The following is a 21,477-nucleotide window of genomic DNA, read 5'->3' on the forward strand; positions in this document are numbered from 1 at the left end:
GGGACTCAACTGCGCGAGGAGACGGCGTGAGCAACACCCCTTACCCCTTCACGGCCCTCGTGGGCCAGGACGACCTGCGGCTCGCCCTGCTGCTCAACGCGGTGTCCCCCGCCGTGGGCGGTGTCCTGGTGCGTGGGGAGAAGGGCACCGCCAAGTCCACGGCGGTGCGGGCGCTTTCGGCGCTCCTGCCCGCGGTGGACGTGGTGCCCGGGTGCCGGTTCTCCTGCGATCCGCTCGCGCCGGACGCCCAGTGCCCGGACGGCCCGCATGACGCGGCCGGTTCGGACCGGCGGGACGCGCGCATGGTGGAGCTGCCCGTCGGCGCCTCCGAGGACCGGCTCGTCGGGGCGCTCGACATCGAGCGCGCCCTCGCCGAAGGCGTCAAGGCCTTCGAGCCCGGCCTGCTCGCCGAGGCCCACCGCGGCATCCTCTACGTGGACGAGGTCAACCTGCTCCACGACCACCTCGTCGACCTGCTCCTGGACGCGGCGGCGATGGGCGCCTCGTACGTGGAGCGCGAGGGGGTGTCCGTACGGCACGCGGCGCGGTTCCTGCTCGTCGGGACGATGAACCCCGAAGAGGGCGAGCTGCGCCCGCAGTTGCTCGACCGCTTCGGCCTGACGGTCGAGGTCTCGGCCTCCCGCGAGCCCGACCACCGCGTCGAGGTGGTCAGGCGGCGGCTCGCGTACGACGCCGACCCGGCCGGTTTCGCCGCGCGCTGGGCCGAGGAGGAGCAGGCGGTGCGGGCGCGGATCGCGGCCGCCCGCGCGCTGCTGCCCTCCGTGCGGCTCGGCGACGGGGTGCTGCGGCAGATCGCGGCCACCTGCGCGGCGTTCGAGGTGGACGGGATGCGCGCCGACATCGTCATGGCGCGCACCGCCACGGCGCTGGCCGCCTGGGCCGGGCGCGAGGACGTGACGGCGGAGGACGTGCGGCAGGCCGCGCTGCTCGCGCTGCCGCACCGGCGTCGGCGCAACCCGTTCGACGCACCCGGTCTCGACGAGGACAAACTGGACCAGACGCTCGAGGAGTTCGGCCCCGGGGACGCACAGCCCTCGGACAGCCCCGACGGCGAGGGGAACGGTGACGACGATCCGGACGGGCCCGACGGCGGTGGCGGCCCCGGCGGGGGCGGGCAGTCACCCGAAGACGGCGGCCAGTCCCCCGACGCCTCCGGTCCCGACCTGCCCTCCCCCGCCGGCCCGGCACCGGAGGAGTCCCCGCAGGACCGCGAGGAGCGCAGCGCGCCCGGGACCGGCGAACAGCGGCCCGCCGCGGCCGCTGAGCCGTTCCGCGCCAAGCTCCTGAGCGTGCCCGGCACCGGGGCGGGCGCGGCCGGCCGCCGGTCCCGCGCGCGCACCGAACAGGGCCGCACCACGGGGGCGCGCCGGCCCCAAGGGGCGCTCACCAAGCTGCACTTGGCGGCGACCGTGCAGGCGGCGGCGCCCCACCAGCGGGCGCGCGGACGCAGCGGGCGGGGGCTCGTGGTGCGCCGGGACGACCTGCGCCAGGCCGTGCGTGAGGGACGCGAGGGCAATCTCGTGCTCTTCGTCGTGGACGCCTCGGGGTCGATGGCGGCGCGGCAGCGGATGAGCGCCGTGAAGGGCGCGGTCCTCTCGCTGCTGCTCGACGCGTACCAGCGGCGGGACAAGGTGGGGCTCGTGACCTTCCGGGGTGCGGACGCGGAGGTCGCGCTGCCGCCCACGTCCTCCGTGGAAGCCGCCGCCGTACGCCTGGAGGCGCTGCCCACCGGCGGGCGCACCCCGCTCGCGGCCGGGCTGCTCAAGGCGCACGAGGTGCTGCGTGTGGAGCGGCTGCGTGATCCCGTACGGCGGCCGCTGGTCGTGGTCGTCACCGACGGGCGGGCGACCGGCGGCAGTGAGCCGGTGGCCCGGGCGGCGCGCGCGGCCGGTCTGTTCGCGGCCGAGTCCATCGCCACGGTGACCGTGGACTGCGAGTCTGGGCCGGTGCGGCTCGGGCTCGCCGGGCAGCTCGCGCAGAACCTCGGCGGCAGCGTCGTCACGCTCGACGAGCTGCGGGCCGACGCCATCGCCGGCCTGGTGAAGGACGTGCAGAACATGAACCGTGGCGAGCGGAGGGCCGCCTGATGCCGCAGGGACAGCCGGCCGTGGTGCCGGACGACGGACTCACCACGCGCCAGCGGCGCAACCGCCCGCTGGTCGTGGTCCACACGGGCATCGGCAAGGGCAAGTCGACGGCCGCGTTCGGGCTCGCGCTGCGGGCCTGGAACCAGGGCTGGCCGATCGGGGTGTTCCAGTTCGTCAAGTCGGCGAAGTGGAAGGTCGGCGAGGAGAACGCGCTGAAGGTGCTCGGCGCCTCCGGCCAGGGCGGCGCGGTGGACTGGCACAAGATGGGCGAGGGCTGGTCGTGGATCCAGCGCGCCCCCGCCGAAAGCGAGATGAGCAACGAGGACAAGGCCCGCGAGGGCTGGGAGCAGGTCAAGCGCGACCTCGCCGCCGAGACGTACAGGCTCTATGTGCTCGACGAGTTCGCGTACCCGATGCACTGGGGCTGGATCGACACCGAGGAGGTGGTCTCGGTGCTGCGGGACCGGCCCGGGACGCAGCACGTGGTCATCACGGGGCGCAACGCGCCGCAGGCGCTGGTGGAGTTCGCGGACCTCGTGACGGACATGTCCAAGGTCAAGCACCCCATGGACGCCGGGCAGAAGGGCCAGAGGGGGATCGAATGGTGAGCCCCCGCTCCGGAGCGGGGCCGGGGGCCGTCCCCCGCCTGGTGATCGCGGCGCCCTCCTCCGGCAGCGGCAAGACGACCGTGGCGACGGGGCTGATGGCCGCGTTCACCGCGGCCGGGCTCGCGGTGTCCCCGCACAAGGTGGGGCCCGACTACATCGACCCCGGCTACCACGCGCTGGCCACGGGCCGCGTCGGCCGGAACCTCGACGCCTACCTGTGCGGTACGGATCTGGTGGCGCCGCTGTTCGCGCACGGTGCGCAGGGCTGCGATCTGGCCCTGGTGGAGGGCGTGATGGGCCTCTACGACGGGGCGTCGGGGCAGGGCGAGCTGGCCTCGACCGCGCAGATCGCCAAGGTGCTCGGGGCCCCGGTGGTGCTCGTCGTGGACGCCTCGTCGCAGTCGCGGTCGGTGGCGGCCCTGGTGCACGGCTTCGCGTCCTGGGATCCGCAGGTGCGGGTGGCCGGGGTGATCCTGAACAAGGTCGGGTCCGACCGGCACGAGGAGCTGCTGCGGCAGGCTCTGGACGAGGCCGGGGTGCCGGTGCTCGGCGCGTTGCGCCGGGTCCCCCAAGTGAGCCAGCCGTCACGGCACTTGGGGCTCGTCCCGGTGGCCGAGCGGTCCGCGGAGGCGCTGGCGTCGGTGGCCGCTCTGGCCGAGCAGGTGCGGCAGGGCTGCGATCTGGAGGCGCTGCTCGCGCTGGCGCGCAGTGCGCCGGTGCTGGACGTCGAGCCGTGGTCGCCGGAGGCCGCGCTGGCGGCAGACCTCTCCGGAGCTGCCGCGCCGGGTGCGCCGGCGGGCACCTCAGGCGCCTCGGCCACCTCGGGCCCCTCGGGCGACTCCGTGGGCGCCGGAGCAGTCGCCACCACCATGCCCGCGGGTGCCGGAGTCGTGCCGGGCCGGCCCGTCGTGGCCCTCGCGTCCGGACCGGCCTTCACGTTCTCGTACGCGGAACAGGCCGAGCTGCTGACCGCCGCGGGTGCCGAGGTCGTGCCCTTCGACCCGCTGCGGGACGAGCAACTGCCGGACGGAACGGCGGGGTTGGTGATCGGCGGCGGCTTCCCCGAGATGCACGCGCCGGAGCTGGCCGCGAACGAGCGGCTGCGCAAGTCCGTGGCGGAGCTCGCGCGCGGCGGCGCGCCCGTGGCGGCCGAGTGCGCGGGCCTGCTGTACCTGGCGCGCTCGCTGGACGGCGCCCCCATGTGCGGGGTGCTCGACGCCGAGGCGCGGATGACGGAGCGGCTGACGCTCGGCTACCGGGACGCGGTCGCCGTGTCGGACAGCGTGCTCGCACCGGCCGGGACGCGGGTGCGGGGACACGAGTTCCACCGCACGGCGGTCGAGCCCGGCGCCGGGCCGCTGCCCGCGTGGGGTCTGCACGCCCCGGAGCGCAGGGTCGAAGGGTTCGTACAGGAGGGCGTGCACGCGAGTTATCTGCACACCCATGCCGCCGCGCTGCCGTCGGCGGCGCGCAGGTTCGTGGAGAGGTGTGCGCAGTGGACAGCGCGGTGAGCCGGAAGCTGATCGGGGTCGGAGTGGGCCCGGGCGACCCGGAGTTGGTGACCGTCAAGGGCGTGCGCGCGCTGCGCGAGGCCGATGTCGTGGTGGTGCCCGTGATGGCCGCCGCCGACGGTTCGGACGGCGGGGAGCCGGGGCGCGCCGAGGCCACGGTCCTCGAGTACGTGGGCCGCGAGAAGGTGGTCCGGGTGGTGTTCGCGCTCAACGAGCGGTCCGACCGGGGCCGGCGCGAGGCCGCCTGGGACGCGGCGGGCGCACGGGTGGCCGAGCTGCTCGCCGCGCACGCGGTGGTGGCCTTCGCGACGATCGGGGACCCCAACGTCTACTCGACGTTCACGTATCTCGCGCAGACCATCGCCGAACTGGCGCCGGACGTGGCCGTGGAGACCGTGCCCGGGATCACGGCGATGCAGGACCTGGCGGCGCGCAGCGGTGCCGTACTGACCGAGGGCACCGAGCCGTTGACGCTGGTGCCGGTGACGGCTGGGTCGGCGGCCCTGAAGGACGCCCTCGACGGTCCCGGCACCGTGGTGGCGTACAAGTTCGGGCGGCTGGCCGGGGAAGTGGCCACCGCACTGCGCGAGTCGGGCCGCACGGAGGGCGCGGTGTGGGGTTCGGCCCTCGGGCTCCCCCAGGAGTCGATCCGTCCGGCGAGTGAGCTGGCCGAGGCCCCGCTGCCCTATCTGTCGACGCTGATCGCCCCCGCGCGGCGCTCAGGCGGACGCGGAGGCAAGCTGTGACGCCCGGCCTCTCACTCCGCCGCCCCCACCACCAGCCAGATGAAGCCCACACCCGCGACGGTGCACAGGACCGTCGAGGTGCCGGGGTGGTCGTGGTGGGCCTCGGGCAGGATCTCGGCCGCCGCCAGGTAGAGCAGCGCGCCGCCGAAGAAGCCGAGATAGGAGCCGAGCAGTTCCTCGGGCAGCGTGAACAGCAGCGTGGAGGCCGCGCCCACCACAGGGGCCGCAGCGTCTGCGAAGAGCATGGCGACGGCCCGGCGGCGGGCGTTCCCGTACAGACGCGTGATCGTGTACGTGTTGAAGCCGTCCGCGAAGTCATGGGTGACCACGGCGAGCGCGACGGTCAGGCCCATGGCGCTGCCCGCCTGGAAGGCGGCGCCGATCGCGATGCCGTCCATGAGGCTGTGGCCGACCATCGCGGAGGCCGCGCCGAGGCCGACCTGCGGGACACGTCCGCCGTCCGCGCCGTGCGCGGCCTGCCGTGCGGCGAGCAGCCGTTCGAGCAGGTGGGCGGCGAGGAAGCCGCCCACGAACAGCAGCAGCGCCTGCGGTACGCCCCAGATCTCGCGGCCCGCCGCGTGCATCGCCTCGGGCAGCAGGTCGAGGCCCACGACCCCGAGCATCAGGCCGCCGGCCAGTCCGAGGACGAGGTGCCTGCGGTCGGTGACGCGCTGCGCCGTCCACCCTCCGACCAGCGTCATCACAAACGCGCCGAGCGCTACGAACACCGCCATGCGCCCTTGCTAGCCGATGCCGCGCGCGCTCGCCCGCACGGCTCGCCGCGAAAGGCCGAGGCCGCCCCGGACGAGTTGCGCCACGCCCCCGTCGCATCCGTGCTCCGCTGTAGCTGAGCGGTCCGCGACTCCCCCGCCGAACCACCCTGAACACCCTGGAAGGACCCACCCCATGGCAACCGAGGACGCTCCCGTGACCGGCAAGGTCACCTTCGTCGGCGCGGGGCCCGGCGCCGCCGATCTGCTGACGTTCCGGGCGGCGCGGGCCATCGCCGACGCGGACATCGTGATCTGGGCGGCCAGCCTCGTGCAGGCCGAAGTCCTGGAGCACGCACGCCCCGAGGCCGAGATACTCGACTCGGCGACGATGTCCCTCGAGGACGTCGTCGCGGTCTACGAGCGGGCGCTGCGCGACGGACTGCGGGTGGCCAGGATCCACTCGGGCGACCCCGCGCTGTGGGGCGGCACGCAGGAGCAGCTGGACCGCTGCACCGCGATCGGTCTGGAGACCGAAGTGGTGCCGGGTGTCTCGGCGTTCTCCGCGGTGGCCGCGCTCGCGCAGCGCGAGCTGACGATTCCGGAGGTCGCGCAGTCGGTGGTCCTGACCCGGCTCGGCGGCGGCAAGACGCCGATGCCGCCGGGCGAGGAGGTACGGGAGTTCGCGCGGCACGGCACGACCATGGCGGTCTTCCTGTCGGCCGCGCGCTCGGGCCAGTTGGTGCGCGAGCTGCTCGAAGGCGGCTACCCGACCTCGACGCCGGTGGTCGTGGCGTACCAGGCGACCTGGCCCGAGGAGCTCGTCGTGCGCTGCACGGTCGGCACCCTGGAGGAGACGGTCAAGGAGCACAAGCTCTGGAAGCACACGCTGTTCCTGGTGGGCCCGGCCCTGTCCGCCACGGGCACGCGCTCGCACCTGTACCACCCCGGTCACTTCCACGGCTACCGCAAGGCCGACCCGGAAGCCCGCAAGTCCCTTCGTGCGCAAGGTGCGTCCGGGTCATGACGGCCGGGACGCCCGGGACGGCCGGGACGCCCGGTCGGGCGGGGAGCATCGCGGTCGTCGGCATGGGTGCGGACGGCGCGGCGCCGGACGCACGCGCCCGCGCGCTGCTGGCCGGTGCCACGGTCGCGGTGGGCGGGAAGCGGCATCTGGACGCGGCCGTCATCGGCGGCCTGCTGGACGCCGGGGTGGAGCAGATCGTGCTCGGCCCGCTCGCGCCCGCACTCGACCTGATCGAGGAGCGGCGCGAAGAGGCGGAGGTCCGGGTGGCCGTGCTCGCCTCCGGCGATCCCGGATTCTTCGGGATCGTACGGGCGTTGGCGGAGCGGTTCGGGCCGGATGCGCTGGAGATACGGCCCGGGGTGTCCTCGGTCGCGGCCGCGTTCGCGAAGGCGGGGCTGCCCTGGGACGACGCGGTGGTGGTGAGCGCGCACGGGCGCGATCTGCGCACGGCGGTCAACGTGTGCCGTGCGCACCCGAAGACGGCGGTGCTCACCGGTCCGGGGGCCGGGCCGAAGGAGCTCGGCATGGAGCTGGTGCACCGGGCCGAGTCCCGGGTGCTCCTGGTCGCGAGCGCGCTCGGCGACCCGGAGCGCGAGCGGCTGGAGCGGGTCACGCCCGCGGAGGCGGCCGAGCGGGAGTGGGACGCGGTGAGCGTGGTGCTCTGCCTGGACGAGGCACGCGTGCTCTCCCCCGTCCGTACGGTGGCGGGCCCTCGGCGCACTCCGGCCCGCTGGGCGCTGGCGGAGGACGAGTTCACGCATCGCGACTCGATGATCACCAAGTTCGAGGTGCGGGCCCTCGCGCTCGCCCGGCTCGGGCCGCGCACCGGTGACTTCATCTGGGACGTGGGCGCGGGCAGCGGCTCGGTGGCGATCGAGTGCGCCCGGTTCGGTGCGGCGGCGGTCGCGGTGGAGAAGACCGCGGACGGTGTCGAGCGGATCCGGGCGAACGCGGCGGCGCACGGTGTGGACGTGCGTGCCGTGCACGGCGCGGCACCGACCGTGCTGTCCCATCTGGCCGACCCGGACGCCGTGTTCATCGGGGGCGGCGGCAGCGAGCTGGCGTCGATCGTACGGGTCTGCGCCCGGCGGGCCCGGCGCACCGTGGTGGTGGCGCTCGCCGCCCTCGACCGGGTGCCGCAGGTGCGCAAGGCGCTGTCCGGGTTCGCGGTCGACGGCGTGCTGCTCCAATCCTCGCGCCTGGCTCCGCTGCCGGGCGACGTGACGCGGCTCGCGGCCGCCAATCCGGTGTTCCTGCTGTGGGGCGACCGGATCGACCCCACCACGCGACAGCCTGCGCACCCGCAGGCGCAGCCGGCTCAAGGGAGTCCGGTGCAACGGTACGAAGGAGACCTCACGTGATCGGCCTCATCTCCGCGACGGCCGCGGGAGCGGCGGCGAGCGCCCGACTCGCCGCCGCCTGGCCCGGGCGGGTCCGGGTGTACGAGGGCCCGGTGGGCCCGGCCGTGCAGCGGGCGTTCGGCGAGTGCGCCCAGGTGGTGTGCTTCCTCGCCGTCGGCGCGACCGTACGGCTGCTCGCGCCGCTGCTGTCCGACAAGGCCACCGACCCGGGTGTGGTGTGCGTGGACGAGGCGGGCCGGTTCGCCGTGTCCCTGGTCGGCGGCCACGGCGGCGGGGCGAACGCGTTGGCGCACGAGGTGGCCGAGGTGCTCGGCGCCGAGCCGGTGGTGACGACGGCGACGGACGCCGTGGGCATGGCCGGCCTCGACACGCTCGGCCTGCCCGTCGAGGGCGATGTGGCGGGGGTGAGCCGGGCGATCCTGGACGGCGAACCCGTCGAACTGAGCGCGGACTTCGGCTGGCCGCTGCCTGCGTTGCCGCCCAACGTACGGGCGGTCGAGGTGGGTTCGGCCAGCACGGATCTCCGCGCCCGCCTCCACCTCACCGACCGCACCGTCGAACTAGGCGCGCACGAGGTCGTGTTGCGTCCGCCCTCCCTCGTCGTCGGGGTCGGTGCCTCCAAGAGCGCCCCCGTGGACGAGGTGCTCGGGCTCATCACCGAGACGCTCGCGGACGCCGGTCTGAGCGTCCGCTCCGTCGCCCGTCTCGCCACGGTCGACGCCAAGGCGGACGAGCCCGGGATCGTCGAGGCGGCCGCGCGGCTCGGGGTGCCGGTCGTGACCTACGGCGCCGAGGAACTGGCCGCGGTGGCCGTACCCAACCCCTCCGACGCTCCCCTGGCGGCCGTCGGCACCCCCTCCGTCGCGGAGGCGGCGGCGCTGGCCGGGGGCGGACAACTCCTCGTGCCCAAGCGGAAGTCGACGCCCGAGGGGCGTGCCGCGATGGCCACCTGCGCGGTGGTCAGGACGGCGGCGCGCGGGCGGCTCGCGGTCGTCGGGCTCGGCCCCGGCGCGCGCGATCTGCTCACCCCCCGCGCCAAGGACGAACTGCGCCGCGCCGCCGTCCTGGTGGGCCTCGACCAGTACGTGGACCAGATCCGCGACCTGCTCAGGCCCGGCACGGTGGTCCTGGAGTCCGGGCTCGGCGCCGAGGAGGAGCGGGCCCGTACCGCCGTGGCCGAGGCGCGCAAGGGGCAGGCCGTCGCCCTGATCGGCTCCGGGGACGCGGGGGTGTACGCGATGGCCTCGCCCGCGCTCGCGGAGGCCGGGGACGACATCGACATCGTCGGGGTGCCGGGCGTCACCGCCGCCCTCGCGGCCGGAGCCCTGCTCGGTGCTCCGCTCGGGCACGACCATGTGTCGATCAGCCTCTCCGATCTGCACACGCCGTGGGAGGTGATCGAGCGCCGGGTGCGGGCGGCGGCCGAGGCGGATCTCGTCGTCACCTTCTACAACCCGCGCAGCCGGGGCCGCGACTGGCAGCTCCCGAAAGCCCTCGGGATCCTCGCCGAGCACCGCGCACCGCGCACACCGGTGGGCGTCGTGCGCAACGCCTCGCGTGCAGACGAGTCCGTACGCCTGTCGACGCTGGCCGCGCTCGACCCGGCGACCGTCGACATGATGACGGTGGTCACGGTCGGGAACACGGCCACGCGCGAGATAGCCGGCCGCATGGTCACCCCGCGCGGCTACCGCTGGCAGCAGGAGCCCACCGCGGCCCGTACCGAGGCGACGGAGGCCGGCCGATGAGCACCCTGGATCCGCGCCTCGGTGACGGTACGGCGCAGGCGCACCCGCCCGCGTACGAACGGGTCGTGCACCCCATCGAGCAGGAGTCCTTCCGCAGACTGCGCGCGCGGCTCGACACCTCGCACTTCCCTCCGCTGACCCGGGCGGTCGTCGAGCGGGTCATCCACTCGGCCGCCGACCTCGACTACGCCACGGATCTCGTCACCGACGAGGCCGCGCTCGTGCCCGCGCACGCCGCGCTGCACGCGGGCGCGCCCGTGGTGGTGGACGTGGAGATGGTCGCGGCGGGCATCACGCGGCGGGACACGGTCTGCCGGCTCAAGGAGGCCAGGTCCGGGCCGGGCCTGACCCGCTCGGCGCACGCCGTCCGGCTCGCCTACGAGCAGGTCGGACCGGGCGCCTTGTGGGTGATCGGCTGTGCGCCCACCGCGCTCGAGGAGCTCCTGACGCTGGACGCCCGGCCCGCTCTGGTGATCGGTCTGCCCGTCGGGTTCGTCGGGGCGACCGAGTCCAAGGCGGCGCTGCGCGAGAGCGGGCTGCCCGCCGTCAGCAACATCTCCGAGAAGGGCGGCTCCGCGGTGGCCGCCGCCGCGCTCAACGCCCTGCTCTACCACCCGCCGGGCCCTCAACCCCGAGGCCCCGGCACCCACCGCACCACACGCACACCCGCACCACCCCCGTACGAAGGAGACCCAGTGAGTACCACCGCTCCCGCCCTGCTCGTCGCAGGGCACGGCACCCGCGACGATGCCGGAGCCGAGGCATTCCGGTCGTTCGTCGAGGAGTTGGGCCGCCGCCACCCCGAGCTGACCGTCGCCGGCGGCTTCATCGAGCTCTCGCCGCCGCCGCTCGGCGAGGCGGTGACGGGCCTGGTGGAGCAGGGTGTACGCCGGTTCGCCGCCGTCCCGCTGATGCTCGTGTCCGCCGGGCACGCCAAGGGCGACATACCCGCGGCGCTGGCCCGTGAGAAGGAACGGCACCCCGGCATCTCGTACACCTACGGCCGCCCGCTGGGCCCGCACCCCGCGCTGCTCTCGGTCCTGGAGCGGCGGGTCGACGAGGTGCGCGGGGACTGGGCGCGCGAGGAGGTCACCGTGCTGCTGGTCGGGCGCGGTTCGACCGACCCGGACGCGAACGCCGAGGTGCACAAGGCGGCGCGGCTGTTCTGGGAGGGGCGGGGTTACGCCGGGGTCGAGACGGCGTTCGTGTCGCTCGCGGCCCCCGATGTGCCGAGCGGTCTCGACCGGTGCGTGCGCCTCGGTGCGGGCAAGGTGGTCGTGCTGCCGTACTTCCTGTTCACCGGGATCCTGCCGGAGCGCGTGCGGCAGCAGGCCGCGGGCTGGGCGCAGGCGCATCCGGAGGCCGAGGTGCGGTGTGCCGAAGTGATCGGCCCCGAGGAGGAGTTGCTCGACCTGGTGATGGAGCGCTACCGGGAGGCCCTGAAGGGCGACCTGCGGATGAACTGCGACTCCTGCGTGTACCGGGTGGCCCTGCCGGGCTTCGAGGACAAGGTGGGCATGCCGCAGCAGCCGCACTTCCACCCCGACGACGACGGCCACCACCATCACCACGGCGCCGGACACCACCATGGCCATGCGCACGCGCACTGACCGGACCGCGGCGGACACTGCACCCGAGTCCACACCGCATGTGGGGGCGGACAGCGTGCCCGCGGCCACGTCGAACGTGGGGAAGGGCATCGCACCCGAGTCCACGCCGCACGTGGGGATGGACACCGCGCCCGCGCCCGTGGGCACGGGATCCGCCGCCGGTCCGGGCGGCCACGACCCGTACGACCTGCGGCACCACGGTGACGCCGAGGTGCGCGACGGCGCGCTCGTCGATCTGGCCGTCAACGTCCGTGCGGACACGCCCCCGCAGTGGCTGCGGGACGAGATCGCGGGTGCGCTCGGCGGCCTCGCCGCCTACCCGGACGGACGCGCCGCCCGCGCGGCGGTGGCGGCCCGGCACGGGGTGGCGCCGGAGCGTGTGCTGCTCACCGCGGGGGCGGCGGAGGCGTTCGTGCTGCTGGCGCGGGCCCTCGACGTACGGCATCCGGTCGTCGTGCACCCGCAGTTCACGGAGCCGGAGGCGGCGCTGCGGGACGCGGGCCACGAGGTGGGGCGGGTGCTGCTCTCGGCCGATGACGGCTTCCGTCTCGGCCCCTCCGCCGTTCCGGAGGAGGCCGATCTCGTCGTCCTCGGCAATCCGACCAACCCGACGTCGGTGCTGCACCCGGCCCGCGCCGTGGCCGAACTGGCCCGGCCCGGGCGGGTGTTGGTGGTGGACGAGGCGTTCATGGACGCGGTGCCCGGGGAGCGGGAGTCCCTCGCGGGACGCACGGACATACCCGGGCTCGTGGTGCTGCGCAGCCTCACCAAGACGTGGGGGCTCGCGGGGCTGCGGATCGGGTACGTGCTGGCCGGCCCGGAGGTGATCGCCCGGCTCGAGCGGGCCCAGCCGCTGTGGCCGGTGTCGACGCCCGCGCTGGCCGCGGCGTCGGCGTGCATGCGGCCCGAGGCGCTCGCGGAGGCCGGCCTCGCGGCCCGGGTGTACGCGGAGGACCGGGCGTATCTCCTCGCCGGGCTGCGGAAGTTCAGGGAGGTCTCGGTGTCCGGTGAGCCCGCCGGTCCGTTCGTCCTGCTGCGCGTGGAGCGAGCCGCACAGGTACGCGCGCTGCTCCGCGAGGCCGGGTTCGCGGTGCGCCGCGGGGACACCTTCCCGGGGCTCGGCCCGCAGTGGCTGCGGGTGGCGGTGCGGGACCGCCGGACCACGGACCGGTTCCTCACGGCACTCGGCGAAGTGGGGGTGCGCTGAGGTGCGGGCGCGAGCTGACGCATGGGTGCTGAGCTGAAGGCGCGCTGACGGGCCGCCCCTTCTCGGCCCACCCACGGATCAGGCCGGTGAACCCGCCCGGTGCGGCCGCCCCGCAGGGAAGCGGCCGCCGGAAGGGTTCACCGGCCTGTGCGGCGAGGGAAGGGGGCACAGGGAGTTCCGCCCTTGCCCTCGCCGAAGCCCCGTACAGCCCAAGGGAGTTCACTGCAGGGGACGTCGTCCGCGCGGAGCTCCGCACGGGGCGGCCGGCGTGCGGCCGGCCGGTTCAGCCGCGGCTGCGCGAGCGGGCCAGGACCAGGGCGCCGCCGCCCAGGCCGAGCAGGAGCACCGCGCCACCCGCGATGAACGGCGTGGTGGAACTGCCGCCGGTCTCCGCCAGGTTCTGCTGCTCCGGCTCACCGGCGGACTGCGCCTGCACCTCGTTGGCCGCGGGCTTGTCGGCGGGCTGCTCGGCGGCCGGCTTGTCCTCGGCGGGCTTCGGCGCACCGGCCGGCGCGGTGCAGGAGGCCTCGGCCAGCGCGACCACACCGTCGACCTCGGCCACGTTGAGCTCCAACGGGTTGACCGAGACCTTGAGTTCGAGTGCGGCCGCCGCGGCCGTCTTCGACGTGGTGTGCGTCTTCGAGAGCGTGAGGCTGACCTCGCCGACGCCCGGCACGTCGACCTTCGTGACGCCGCCCGCGGTGAGCGTGACCTTCTTGCCGAGCACGGTCACGGCGCCGAGCACGTTGGACTCGGCGACCGGCTGCTTGCCCGCCTCGCAGACCGCCTTGGAGGTGACCTGCTCCACCTCGATGAGGGAGAGCAGCGGCAGGCCCGGCACGTGGATCTTCGCGTGTGCGAGATTGCTGCGCGCCTCGGCCTTGTGCTGGTCCGTGGTGGCCTTCGCGGTGGCGACGTCGGCTTGCAGGATGCTGATCGGCTTGCCCTGCTCGACACCGTCGAGCCGTACCGAAAGCGCGGTCTTCTCGGCCGACTTGGGGGCCTGGACCTCGTTGAGCGTGGCCTTCAGCGGGACGTGGACGGTCTTGTTGAGCAGTCCGACGTCGAGCTGGGTGCGCAGCACGGCAGCGCTCGCCTTGCCCTCGTCACCCGTGGCGTGGGCGGGCACGGCGCCGGCGAGGACCGCGGGACCTGCGGCCAGGAGCGTCGCAGCGGCCGTCGCAGCGATTCTGCGTGCGGGCATGCGGACGGTGTTGCTGTTCAAGGTGGTGTACCCCCACAGGGAAATGTGCAGCAGACATGGAGCCGCCGACGCACGCGGGAACTTCGGGACATGCGCCGCGCCGACGACCTCGACGCCCAGAGTCTTTACGCACGGAGAGTGAACTGACAGCTGCGCGGCGTGAGTTCACCCGTACGTGGGGTTTCCGGCTCTTTATTCGATTTCGGACGCATATACAGACGCGCCCGTCACCCGTGTCACCTACGCGACCCGAACACGAGCGAATGCGCCGGTTGACGCCCCGGCGCACGCCGAAAGAGAAGAAACGAGCAGGCCGAGTTCTTGGTTACGGTGCGTCAACTTGAGGCACGGTCGGCGACATGAGCGCGACAAGCGACGGCGACTGGTCCGGCACGGCGCGTACGGAGTGATGGGAGGTCGCGCCCGATCCGCGGCTCAGACCACCACATTCCCATCGACCACCACACGCCGCGGCCCCGCCAACACCCGTACGTCCGCGCGCGGGTCGGACTCGTACACCACGAGGTCCGCGGGTGCGCCCTCCTCCAGGCCCGGCCTGCCGAGCCACTCCCGCGCGCCCCACGTTGCCGCCGACAGCGCGGCCACCGCCGGGATGCCCGCGGTCACGAACTCCTCGACCTCCGCGCCCGCCAGGCCGTGGGCGAGGGCTCCGCCCGCGTCGGTGCCGACGAAGACCGGGACGCCGGCGTCGTAGGCGGCGCGCACGGTGTCGTAGCGCCGCTCGTACAGGCGCCTCATGTGGTCGGCCCAGATGGGGAACTTGGCGTCGCCCTGCTCGGCGAGCTTCGGGAAGGTCGCGATGTTCACGAGCGTGGGGACGATCGCCACCCCGCGGGCGGCGAAGAGCGGGATCGTCTCCTCGGTGAGGCCCGTGGCGTGCTCGATGCAGTCGATGCCCGCCTCCACCAGGTCCACCAGGGAGTCCTCGGCGAAGCAGTGGGCCGTGACGCGGGCGCCGAGCCGGTGCGCCTCGGCGATGGCCGCCGTGACGGCCTCGCGCGGCCAGCAGGCGCCCAGGTCTCCGGAGGAGCGGTCGAGCCAGTCGCCGACGAGCTTGACCCAGCCGTCGCCGCGCCGCGCCTCCTGCGCGACGTACTCCACCAGCTGCTCGGGCTCGATCTCGTGCGCGAAGTTGCGGATGTAGCGGCGGGTGCGGGCGATGTGCCGGCCGGCCCGGATGATCTTCGGCAGGTCCGCGCGGTCGTCGATCCAGCGGGTGTCGGAGGGTGAGCCCGCGTCGCGGATGAGCAGGGTGCCGGCATCGCGGTCGGTCAGCGCCTGCTTCTCGGCGACCTCGTCGGGCACGGGCCCGTGGGTGTCGAGCCCGACGTGGCAGTGCGCGTCGACCAGGCCGGGCAGCACCCAGCCCTCGACGGTCCGCACGTCGCGGGCCCCGGCAGGACGCGTGAACGAGATCCGTCCGCCGACCACCCACAGCTCGTCCCGTACGTCCTCGGGCCCGACGAGCACCCGCCCCTTCACCCGCAGCACCGCGCCGTGATCGCTCATGGACCGCAGCCTAGAGCCCGCGCCACCGCCGGGTGCAGGGTGCCTGCCCGGCTCGGTGCGGAGTGCCGGCCCGGCCGTGCGCCGGGCGCCCGCCCCGCCCTGTGCGCGCCGCCTGGGCACGCCCGCCGGAAGGGCGCTCGGTACGCTCGAAGGCGTATGCCGTATGCAGGCACCCGCCCGACAGGCCCCGCGCCGCACCCACGGGTGCCGCCGCCGACGAAGAGAGCGACCCGTGACACACCCCTTCCTCGACCTGGCCCCGATGGGCGCCGCCGAGTTCGCCGCGATCGAGGACAAAGTGGCGCGGCTGCTTCGCACCGAACAGGACGTGGTGATCACGCAGGGCGAGGCGCTGCTGCCGCTTGAGGGCTGCATCCGCTCGGCCGCGCAGCCCGGCACCGTGGCCCTGAACGTGATCACCGGCCCGTACGGGCAGACCTTCGGCAACTGGCTGCGCGACTGCGGCGCGGAGGTCGTCGACCTCGCGGTGCCGTTCCACACCGCCGTGACGGCCGAGCAGATCCGCGCGGCGCTCACCGAGCGCCCGGACATCGACTTCGTCTCGCTCGTGCACGCCGAGGCCGCGACCGGCAACACCAACCCGGTCGCCGAGATCGGCGAGGCCGTACGCGAGCACGGCGCGCTGTTCTACCTGGACGCCGTCGCCTCGGTGGGCGCGGAGCCGCTGCTGCCCGACGCGTGGGGCGTGGACCTGTGCGTGATCGGTGCGCAGAAGGCCATGGGCGGTCCCGCCGGCGTCTCGGCGGTGTCCGTGAGCGAGCGGGCGTGGAAGCGGTTCGCGGACAACCCGCGTGCCCCGCGCCGCTCGTACCTGTCGCTGCTCGACTGGAAGGAGCGCTGGGTGGACGGCGGCCGCAAGGCGCTCCTGCACGCTCCCGCACAGCTGGAGATGCTGGCGCTCGGCGCGTGCGTGGACCGGATCGAGGAGGAGGGCCTGGACGCACTGATGGCCCGGCACGCCGAGGCCGCGCGCGCCGCGCGTGCGGGTGCGGCGGCCGCGGGTCTCGCCCCGTACGTGCACGACGCGCGGGACGCCGCCCCGGTGGCCACCACGCTGCGCACCCCGGACGGGGTCGACGCCTCCGCCGTGGTCGCGGCGGCGCTCGCCGCCGATCCGGCGCTGCCGGTCGCGGCGGGCGGCGGTGCGCTCGCGCACGAGATGATCCGCGTCAACCACTACGGTCCCGACGCACGCGTCGAGGTCGTGGAGCGCTGCCTCGCGGCGCTCGGTGCGGCGGTGCGCAAAGTGCGTTCGGCGTGAAATGCCAGAGCTGCGAAATCACTGACAATCCCTAATTGAATTAAGAATTCGTGAAAACGGGAAGCGTGCCGGCGTGCAGCTTCCCGTTTCGCTTCTGCCCGCTTTCCTGAAGACTAAACGCGGAGATTTTGTAGACGTCTCAACCTTGTGACCGACACCACAGGGTGGTCGATTTGCCCGGTAATTACCACTCAAATCATCCCAATCCGCCTCGCCTCGCCCGCGCGAATAACAGATCAGAGCCTTCTGCGTAACCCCTGAGCCCCATGCGATTTCGATTTCCTCTCGGTAAATTCAATCCGCATGACCACAGCACAGGAATTCCGGCTCGACAGCCCTGGAGTGAAGGACGGGGCAGCACTGTGGCGTATCGCCCGTGACTCGAAGACGCTCGATCTGAACTCGTCGTACAGCTATCTGCTCTGGTGCCGTGACTTCTCCGGCACGTCGGTGGTGGCGCGGGACGAGCAGGGGGAACCGGTCGGCTTCATCACCGCGTACGTACGGCCCGAGCGACCGCACACGCTCCTCGTGTGGCAGGTGGCCGTCGATGCGGCCCACCGCGGTCGCGGGCTCGCGGCCACGCTGCTCGACGGGCTCGCCCGCCGGGTCGTCGGCACCCACGCGGTGACCTCACTCGAAACCACGATCACGCCCGGGAACACCGCCTCCGAGCGGCTGTTCACCTCCTTCGCGAAGCGCCACGGCGCCCACGTGGAGCGTGAAGTGCTCTTCAGCGCCGAGGAGTTCCCCGACGGCAGCGCCCATGACCCCGAAGTGCTCTACCGAATCAGCCCCCTGACGACGCTGACGACCAAGGAGTCCCTGTGACCATCACTCAGCCCGACCTCAGCGTGTTCGAGACCCTCGAGTCCGAGGTGCGCAGCTACTGCCGTGGCTGGCCCACCGTGTTCGACCGCGCGCAGGGCAGCAAGATGTACGACGAGGACGGCCATGAGTACCTCGACTTCTTCGCCGGAGCCGGGTCACTCAACTACGGGCACAACAACCCGGTCCTCAAACGCGCCCTGATCGACTACCTGGAGCGCGACGGCGTCGTCCACGGTCTCGACATGTCGACCACCGCCAAGCGCGCCTTCCTGGAGACCTTCCAGGAGACGATCCTGCGGCCGCGCGACCTGCCGTACAAGGTCATGTTCCCGGGCCCGACCGGCACCAACGCCGTGGAGTCCGCGCTGAAGCTGGCCCGCAAGGTCAAGGGCCGCGAGTCGATCGTGTCGTTCACGAACGCCTTCCACGGCATGTCCCTCGGCTCGCTCGCGGTGACCGGCAACGCGTTCAAGCGGGCGGGCGCCGGCATCCCGCTGGTGCACGGCACCCCGATGCCCTTCGACAACTACCTCGACGGCCAGACCCCGGACTTCATCTGGTTCGAGCGGCTGCTCGCCGACTCCGGCTCGGGCCTCAATCAGCCGGCCGCGGTGATCGTCGAGACCGTGCAGGGCGAGGGCGGCATCAACGTGGCGCGCGCCGAGTGGCTGCGGCAGCTGGCCGACGTCTGCAAGCGCTGGGACATGCTCCTGATCGTCGACGACATCCAGATGGGCTGCGGGCGCACCGGCGGCTTCTTCTCCTTCGAGGAGGCCGGGATCGTCCCGGACATCGTCACCGTCTCGAAGTCGATCTCCGGTTACGGACTCCCCATGTCGCTCTGCCTGTTCAAGCCGGAGCTGGACATCTGGGAGCCCGGCGAGCACAACGGCACCTTCCGCGGCAACAACCCCGCCTTCGTCACCGCGGCCGCCGCGCTCAGCGCGTACTGGGCCGACGGCGAGATGGAGAAGCAGACCCTCGCGCGCGGCGAGCAGGTCGAGCAGGCGCTGCGCGCCATCCGCGCCGAACACCCCGAGGCCACGCGGGAGTACCGCGGCCGCGGCCTGGTGTGGGGCCTGGAGATGACCACGCCCGACCACGCGTCGAAGATCGCCCGCCGCGCCTTCGACCTGGGGCTCCTGGTGGAGACCTCCGGTCCGGAGAGCGAGGTCGTCAAACTCCTGCCGGCGCTCACCATCTCCCCGGACGAGCTGGACGAGGGCCTGCGGATCCTGGCCCGCGCCATCCGCGAGACCGTCTGACCCCCCGGTCACCCACACCCCGTATCCGTACGACCGAAGGAAGCAACGCACCGTGATCGTCCGCTCGTTCAAGGAGATCGAAGGCACCGACCGGCACGTGAAGTCCGCGTCCGGCACCTGGGAGTCCAAGCGCATCGTGCTCGCCAAGGAGCGCGTGGGCTTCTCGCTGCACGAGACCACGCTCTACGCCGGCACCACCACGTCCATGTGGTACGCGAACCACATCGAGGCCGTCGTCTGCATCGAGGGCGAGGCCGAGCTGACCAACGACGAGACCGGCGAGAAGCACACCATCACGCCCGGTGTGATGTACCTGCTCGACGGGCACGAGAAGCACACGATGCGGATCAAGCAGGACTTCCGCTGCCTGTGCGTCTTCAACCCGCCGGTCACCGGCCGCGAGGACCACGACGAGAACGGGGTCTACCCGCTCCTCACGGAGCCCGACCCCGCCTAGAGCCGCCGTCGGCCCCCGTCCGAGCCGCATGGCAACCACAGGACCGTACGAGAGGAATGGAAGGCACCACCATGACCACCGCACCCGAACGCACCGACCTGTACCCGACCCGCGGAAAGACCGAGGTGCTCACCGAGCGCAAGGACCCCGTCGTGTGGTCCGCGCCGGGGGCTCCGGGTCCGATGGCGCCGTCGGAGCTGCAGGGGTTCGAGCGGGACGGGTTCCACGCGATCGAGCAGCTGATCACACCCGATGAAGTGGGCGTGTACCGGGGCGAGTTGGAGCGTCTGATCACCGATCCGGCGATCCGTGCCGACGAGCGCTCGATCGTCGAGCCGAAGTCGCAGGAGATCCGCTCGGTCTTCGAGGTGCACAAGATCAGCGAGGTGTTCGCGCGGCTCGTGCGCGACGAGCGGGTCGTGGGCCGTGCGCGGCAGATCCTCGGCTCGGACGTGTACGTGCACCAGTCGCGGATCAACGTGAAGCCGGGGTTCGGGGCCAGCGGGTTCTACTGGCACTCGGACTTCGAGACCTGGCACGCCGAGGACGGGCTGCCGAACATGCGGACCGTGTCGGTCTCGATCGCGCTCACCGAGAACTACGACACCAACGGCGGGCTCATGATCATGCCCGGCTCGCACAAGACGTTCCTGGGCTGCGCCGGCGAGACGCCCAAGGACAACTACAAGAAGTCGCTCCAGATGCAGGACGCGGGCACGCCCTCGGACGAGGCCCTGACGCAGCTGGCAGACCGGCACGGCATCCGGCTGTTCACGGGCAAGGCCGGCTCGGCGACCTGGTTCGACTGCAACGCGATGCACGGCTCGGGCGACAACATCACGCCGTACCCGCGCTCGAACGTGTTCATCGTGTTCAACAGCGTGGAGAACGCGGCCGAGGAGCCGTTCGCGGCGCCGATCCGGCGGCCGGAGTTCATCGGGGCGCGGGACTTCACTCCGGTGCGCTGACACGCCCCCGGCCGGGGGTCCGGGGGTTGCCCCCGGAGAATGCAGCATCGGGGCGCGGGACTTCACTCCGGTGCGGTGACCCTCTGATGACAGTCGCCTGACGGTCGTTCGCCGGCCGTTCGGCGGTCTAGAGCCACGCGGTACGTGCGGCACGTTCCAGTACGGAGCGTGCCGCACGGCCGTCTCCGGACAGGCCCCGCGGCACCTCGCCCGGGTCGTAGCGCCCGGCCAGGAGCAGGCAGAAGTCCACCGGATCCAGGACGAGTTCGGCCGCGACCGGCTCGTCCTCGGAGCCGAGCACCCACTCCCCCTCCGAGCCGTGCCCGGTCACCGTGAGCAGCACGGGCACGGCCTGCGGGCCGAGCGCGAGGCCGAGTACGCGCACGCCGAGCCGGACCAGGCGCCACAGGTGCGCGTCGGGCGGCGTGGGCACCGGGCGGCCGAGCGCACGGCCGATGTCGTCCGTGTGGATCCAGGTCTCGAAGCCGCGCACCACGTAGTGGTCGGCGATCGGCAGCCGCACGCCGAGCAACGTCGTCGCCTGGGCGGCCAGTTCGGCCGAGTGCGCCTCGGGTGCGGCGAGCAGCGCGGCCGCCTGTTCCCGCCAGGACGCGACGGTCCGTGCGGGGGTGCGGGTCCGTTCGTGCGCGATCACCTCGTCCGTACGGTGCGCCCAGGCCTCCCGCCAGGACAGGTCCCGCGGCTCACCGCGCCCCGGATCACCGGCCCGCGGCACCCGCGCGGGCAGGCCGAGCCGGAGCGCCAGGGACTCGTCCGCGGCGATCAGGTGCGCGACCGTGGCGTGCACGTCCCAGTCGTGCACGACCGGGGTGCTCCAAGGGCCCTTGTCGCCCAACTCCCGCAGCAGCGCCTCCAGTCCGGCCACGGCCGCGGCGTACGGCGCGGCATGCTCCGCCACGCGCGGCGCGGCGGGCCGCTGCCCCAGGACCGAGTCGAGCAGGCGGCCGCGTGCGGCCCGGTCCGTCCGCTCCTCCGCGGCCGCTTCGCCCGTCGCGGCCCGGTCGATGCGCTCGTAGGCGAGCAGCGGGTCACCGCCGTCGAGCAGCCGCACCGTGTCGTGCAGTCGGCCCGCCTCGTCGGCGCACCATTCGCACTCCGCGAGATGGGCGAGCAGCCGTGGTTCCTCGGCGGGCGGCACGGCGCCGAGTGCCCACGCCCCCAGCAACTCCCGTACGCCTTCGTGGTCCCAGCCCATCACGCGCCCCTCACTGCCCGAACCTGATCGTGCCTCGTGCCCGTCTCACGCACCTGCTCCACGGCGGTGTCTGATGCGCCCGGCGCTC

At 73.4% G+C, this 21,477-nt stretch carries 18 protein-coding genes and 1 pseudogene; 15 read left to right on the top strand and 4 right to left on the bottom strand.

What is annotated here, in order from left to right:
• The first annotated feature begins 26 nt into the window (after positions 1-26).
• The 4 genes from BLT97_RS26805 to cobI are packed head-to-tail and all read left to right on the top strand — an operon-like array spanning position 27 to position 4,973.
• On the top strand, positions 27-2,108 hold the full coding sequence (locus BLT97_RS26805) for a putative cobaltochelatase (RefSeq protein WP_093614586.1): 2,082 nt from the start codon (positions 27-29) through the stop codon (positions 2,106-2,108).
• On the top strand, positions 2,108-2,716 hold the full coding sequence (cobO, locus tag BLT97_RS26810) for a cob(I)yrinic acid a,c-diamide adenosyltransferase (protein ID WP_093614588.1): 609 nt from the start codon (positions 2,108-2,110) through the stop codon (positions 2,714-2,716). The genes BLT97_RS26805 and cobO overlap by 1 nt, the downstream gene beginning before the upstream one ends.
• A complete protein-coding gene (locus BLT97_RS26815) occupies positions 2,710-4,227 on the top strand; it encodes a cobyrinic acid a,c-diamide synthase CobB (protein WP_093614590.1) in 1,518 nt (505 codons plus the stop codon). Before cobO ends, BLT97_RS26815 begins: the two co-directional genes overlap by 7 nt.
• The gene (gene cobI, locus BLT97_RS26820; RefSeq protein WP_093614855.1) at positions 4,224-4,973 is read left to right on the top strand and encodes a precorrin-2 C(20)-methyltransferase; all 750 of its coding nucleotides are present in this window, start codon (positions 4,224-4,226) and stop codon (positions 4,971-4,973) included. Before BLT97_RS26815 ends, cobI begins: the two co-directional genes overlap by 4 nt.
• A gap of 11 nt (positions 4,974-4,984) precedes the next feature.
• Here cobI and BLT97_RS26825 read toward each other — a convergent pair whose 3' ends face one another.
• On the bottom strand, positions 4,985-5,707 hold the full coding sequence (locus BLT97_RS26825; RefSeq protein WP_093614592.1) for a ZIP family metal transporter: 723 nt from the start codon (positions 5,705-5,707) through the stop codon (positions 4,985-4,987).
• 172 nt (positions 5,708-5,879) lie between these two features.
• Between BLT97_RS26825 and cobM the strand changes: the two genes are divergently transcribed.
• The 6 genes and pseudogenes from cobM to cobC all read left to right on the top strand — a co-directional run bounded on the left by cobM (position 5,880) and on the right by cobC (position 12,636).
• The gene (gene cobM, locus BLT97_RS26830; RefSeq protein ID WP_093614594.1) at positions 5,880-6,710 is read left to right on the top strand and encodes a precorrin-4 C(11)-methyltransferase; all 831 of its coding nucleotides are present in this window, start codon (positions 5,880-5,882) and stop codon (positions 6,708-6,710) included.
• A complete protein-coding gene (cbiE, locus tag BLT97_RS26835) occupies positions 6,707-8,071 on the top strand; it encodes a precorrin-6y C5,15-methyltransferase (decarboxylating) subunit CbiE (protein WP_425442769.1) in 1,365 nt (454 codons plus the stop codon). The genes cobM and cbiE overlap by 4 nt, the downstream gene beginning before the upstream one ends.
• Complete coding sequence (cobJ, locus tag BLT97_RS26840; protein ID WP_093614596.1) at positions 8,068-9,819, top strand: precorrin-3B C(17)-methyltransferase; 1,752 nt, start codon at positions 8,068-8,070, stop codon at positions 9,817-9,819. Before cbiE ends, cobJ begins: the two co-directional genes overlap by 4 nt.
• Positions 9,816-10,445: pseudogene (locus BLT97_RS26845) on the top strand (precorrin-8X methylmutase); the annotation flags it as partial. The gene cobJ and the pseudogene BLT97_RS26845, both read left to right, overlap by 4 nt.
• A gap of 69 nt (positions 10,446-10,514) precedes the next feature.
• On the top strand, positions 10,515-11,429 hold the full coding sequence (locus tag BLT97_RS26850; RefSeq protein ID WP_093614859.1) for a sirohydrochlorin chelatase: 915 nt from the start codon (positions 10,515-10,517) through the stop codon (positions 11,427-11,429).
• Between the two features lie 118 nt (positions 11,430-11,547).
• Positions 11,548-12,636 (top strand): Rv2231c family histidinol phosphate aminotransferase CobC, encoded by a 1,089-nt coding sequence (cobC, locus tag BLT97_RS26855; protein WP_093614861.1) that lies wholly within the window; start codon positions 11,548-11,550, stop codon positions 12,634-12,636.
• 283 nt (positions 12,637-12,919) lie between these two features.
• On the opposite strand, the gene BLT97_RS26860 is transcribed toward cobC, so the two are convergent.
• A complete protein-coding gene (locus BLT97_RS26860; RefSeq protein WP_093614598.1) occupies positions 12,920-13,861 on the bottom strand; it encodes an SCO1860 family LAETG-anchored protein in 942 nt (313 codons plus the stop codon).
• A 414-nt stretch (positions 13,862-14,275) separates the two neighbouring features.
• Positions 14,276-15,370, bottom strand: a complete 1,095-nt coding sequence (locus BLT97_RS26865; protein WP_093614600.1) for an amidohydrolase family protein — start codon at positions 15,368-15,370, stop codon at positions 14,276-14,278.
• 232 nt (positions 15,371-15,602) lie between these two features.
• Between BLT97_RS26865 and BLT97_RS26870 the strand changes: the two genes are divergently transcribed.
• From BLT97_RS26870 to thpD, 5 genes are all read left to right on the top strand, one after another.
• Positions 15,603-16,652 carry a pyridoxal-phosphate-dependent aminotransferase family protein gene (locus BLT97_RS26870; protein ID WP_093614602.1) on the top strand — a complete coding sequence of 350 codons (1,050 nt, stop codon included), beginning with the start codon at positions 15,603-15,605 and terminating at the stop codon, positions 16,650-16,652.
• A gap of 303 nt (positions 16,653-16,955) precedes the next feature.
• Complete coding sequence (gene ectA, locus BLT97_RS26875) at positions 16,956-17,483, top strand: diaminobutyrate acetyltransferase (RefSeq protein ID WP_093614604.1); 528 nt, start codon at positions 16,956-16,958, stop codon at positions 17,481-17,483.
• Positions 17,480-18,748: a diaminobutyrate--2-oxoglutarate transaminase gene (gene ectB, locus BLT97_RS26880; RefSeq protein ID WP_093614606.1), complete on the top strand. Its 1,269-nt coding sequence runs from the start codon at positions 17,480-17,482 to the stop codon at positions 18,746-18,748. Before ectA ends, ectB begins: the two co-directional genes overlap by 4 nt.
• Before the next feature lie 52 nt (positions 18,749-18,800).
• A complete protein-coding gene (locus BLT97_RS26885; protein ID WP_093614608.1) occupies positions 18,801-19,205 on the top strand; it encodes an ectoine synthase in 405 nt (134 codons plus the stop codon).
• Positions 19,206-19,276: 71 nt separating this feature from the next.
• Positions 19,277-20,173, top strand: a complete 897-nt coding sequence (thpD, locus tag BLT97_RS26890; protein ID WP_093614863.1) for an ectoine hydroxylase — start codon at positions 19,277-19,279, stop codon at positions 20,171-20,173.
• Positions 20,174-20,300: 127 nt separating this feature from the next.
• Here thpD and BLT97_RS26895 read toward each other — a convergent pair whose 3' ends face one another.
• The gene (locus BLT97_RS26895; protein WP_093614610.1) at positions 20,301-21,389 is read right to left on the bottom strand and encodes a maleylpyruvate isomerase family mycothiol-dependent enzyme; all 1,089 of its coding nucleotides are present in this window, start codon (positions 21,387-21,389) and stop codon (positions 20,301-20,303) included.
• Positions 21,390-21,477 lie beyond the last annotated feature (88 nt).

The sequence above is a fragment of the Streptomyces indicus genome, from assembly GCF_900100315.1.
GTDB lineage: Bacteria > Actinomycetota > Actinomycetes > Streptomycetales > Streptomycetaceae > Streptomyces > Streptomyces indicus.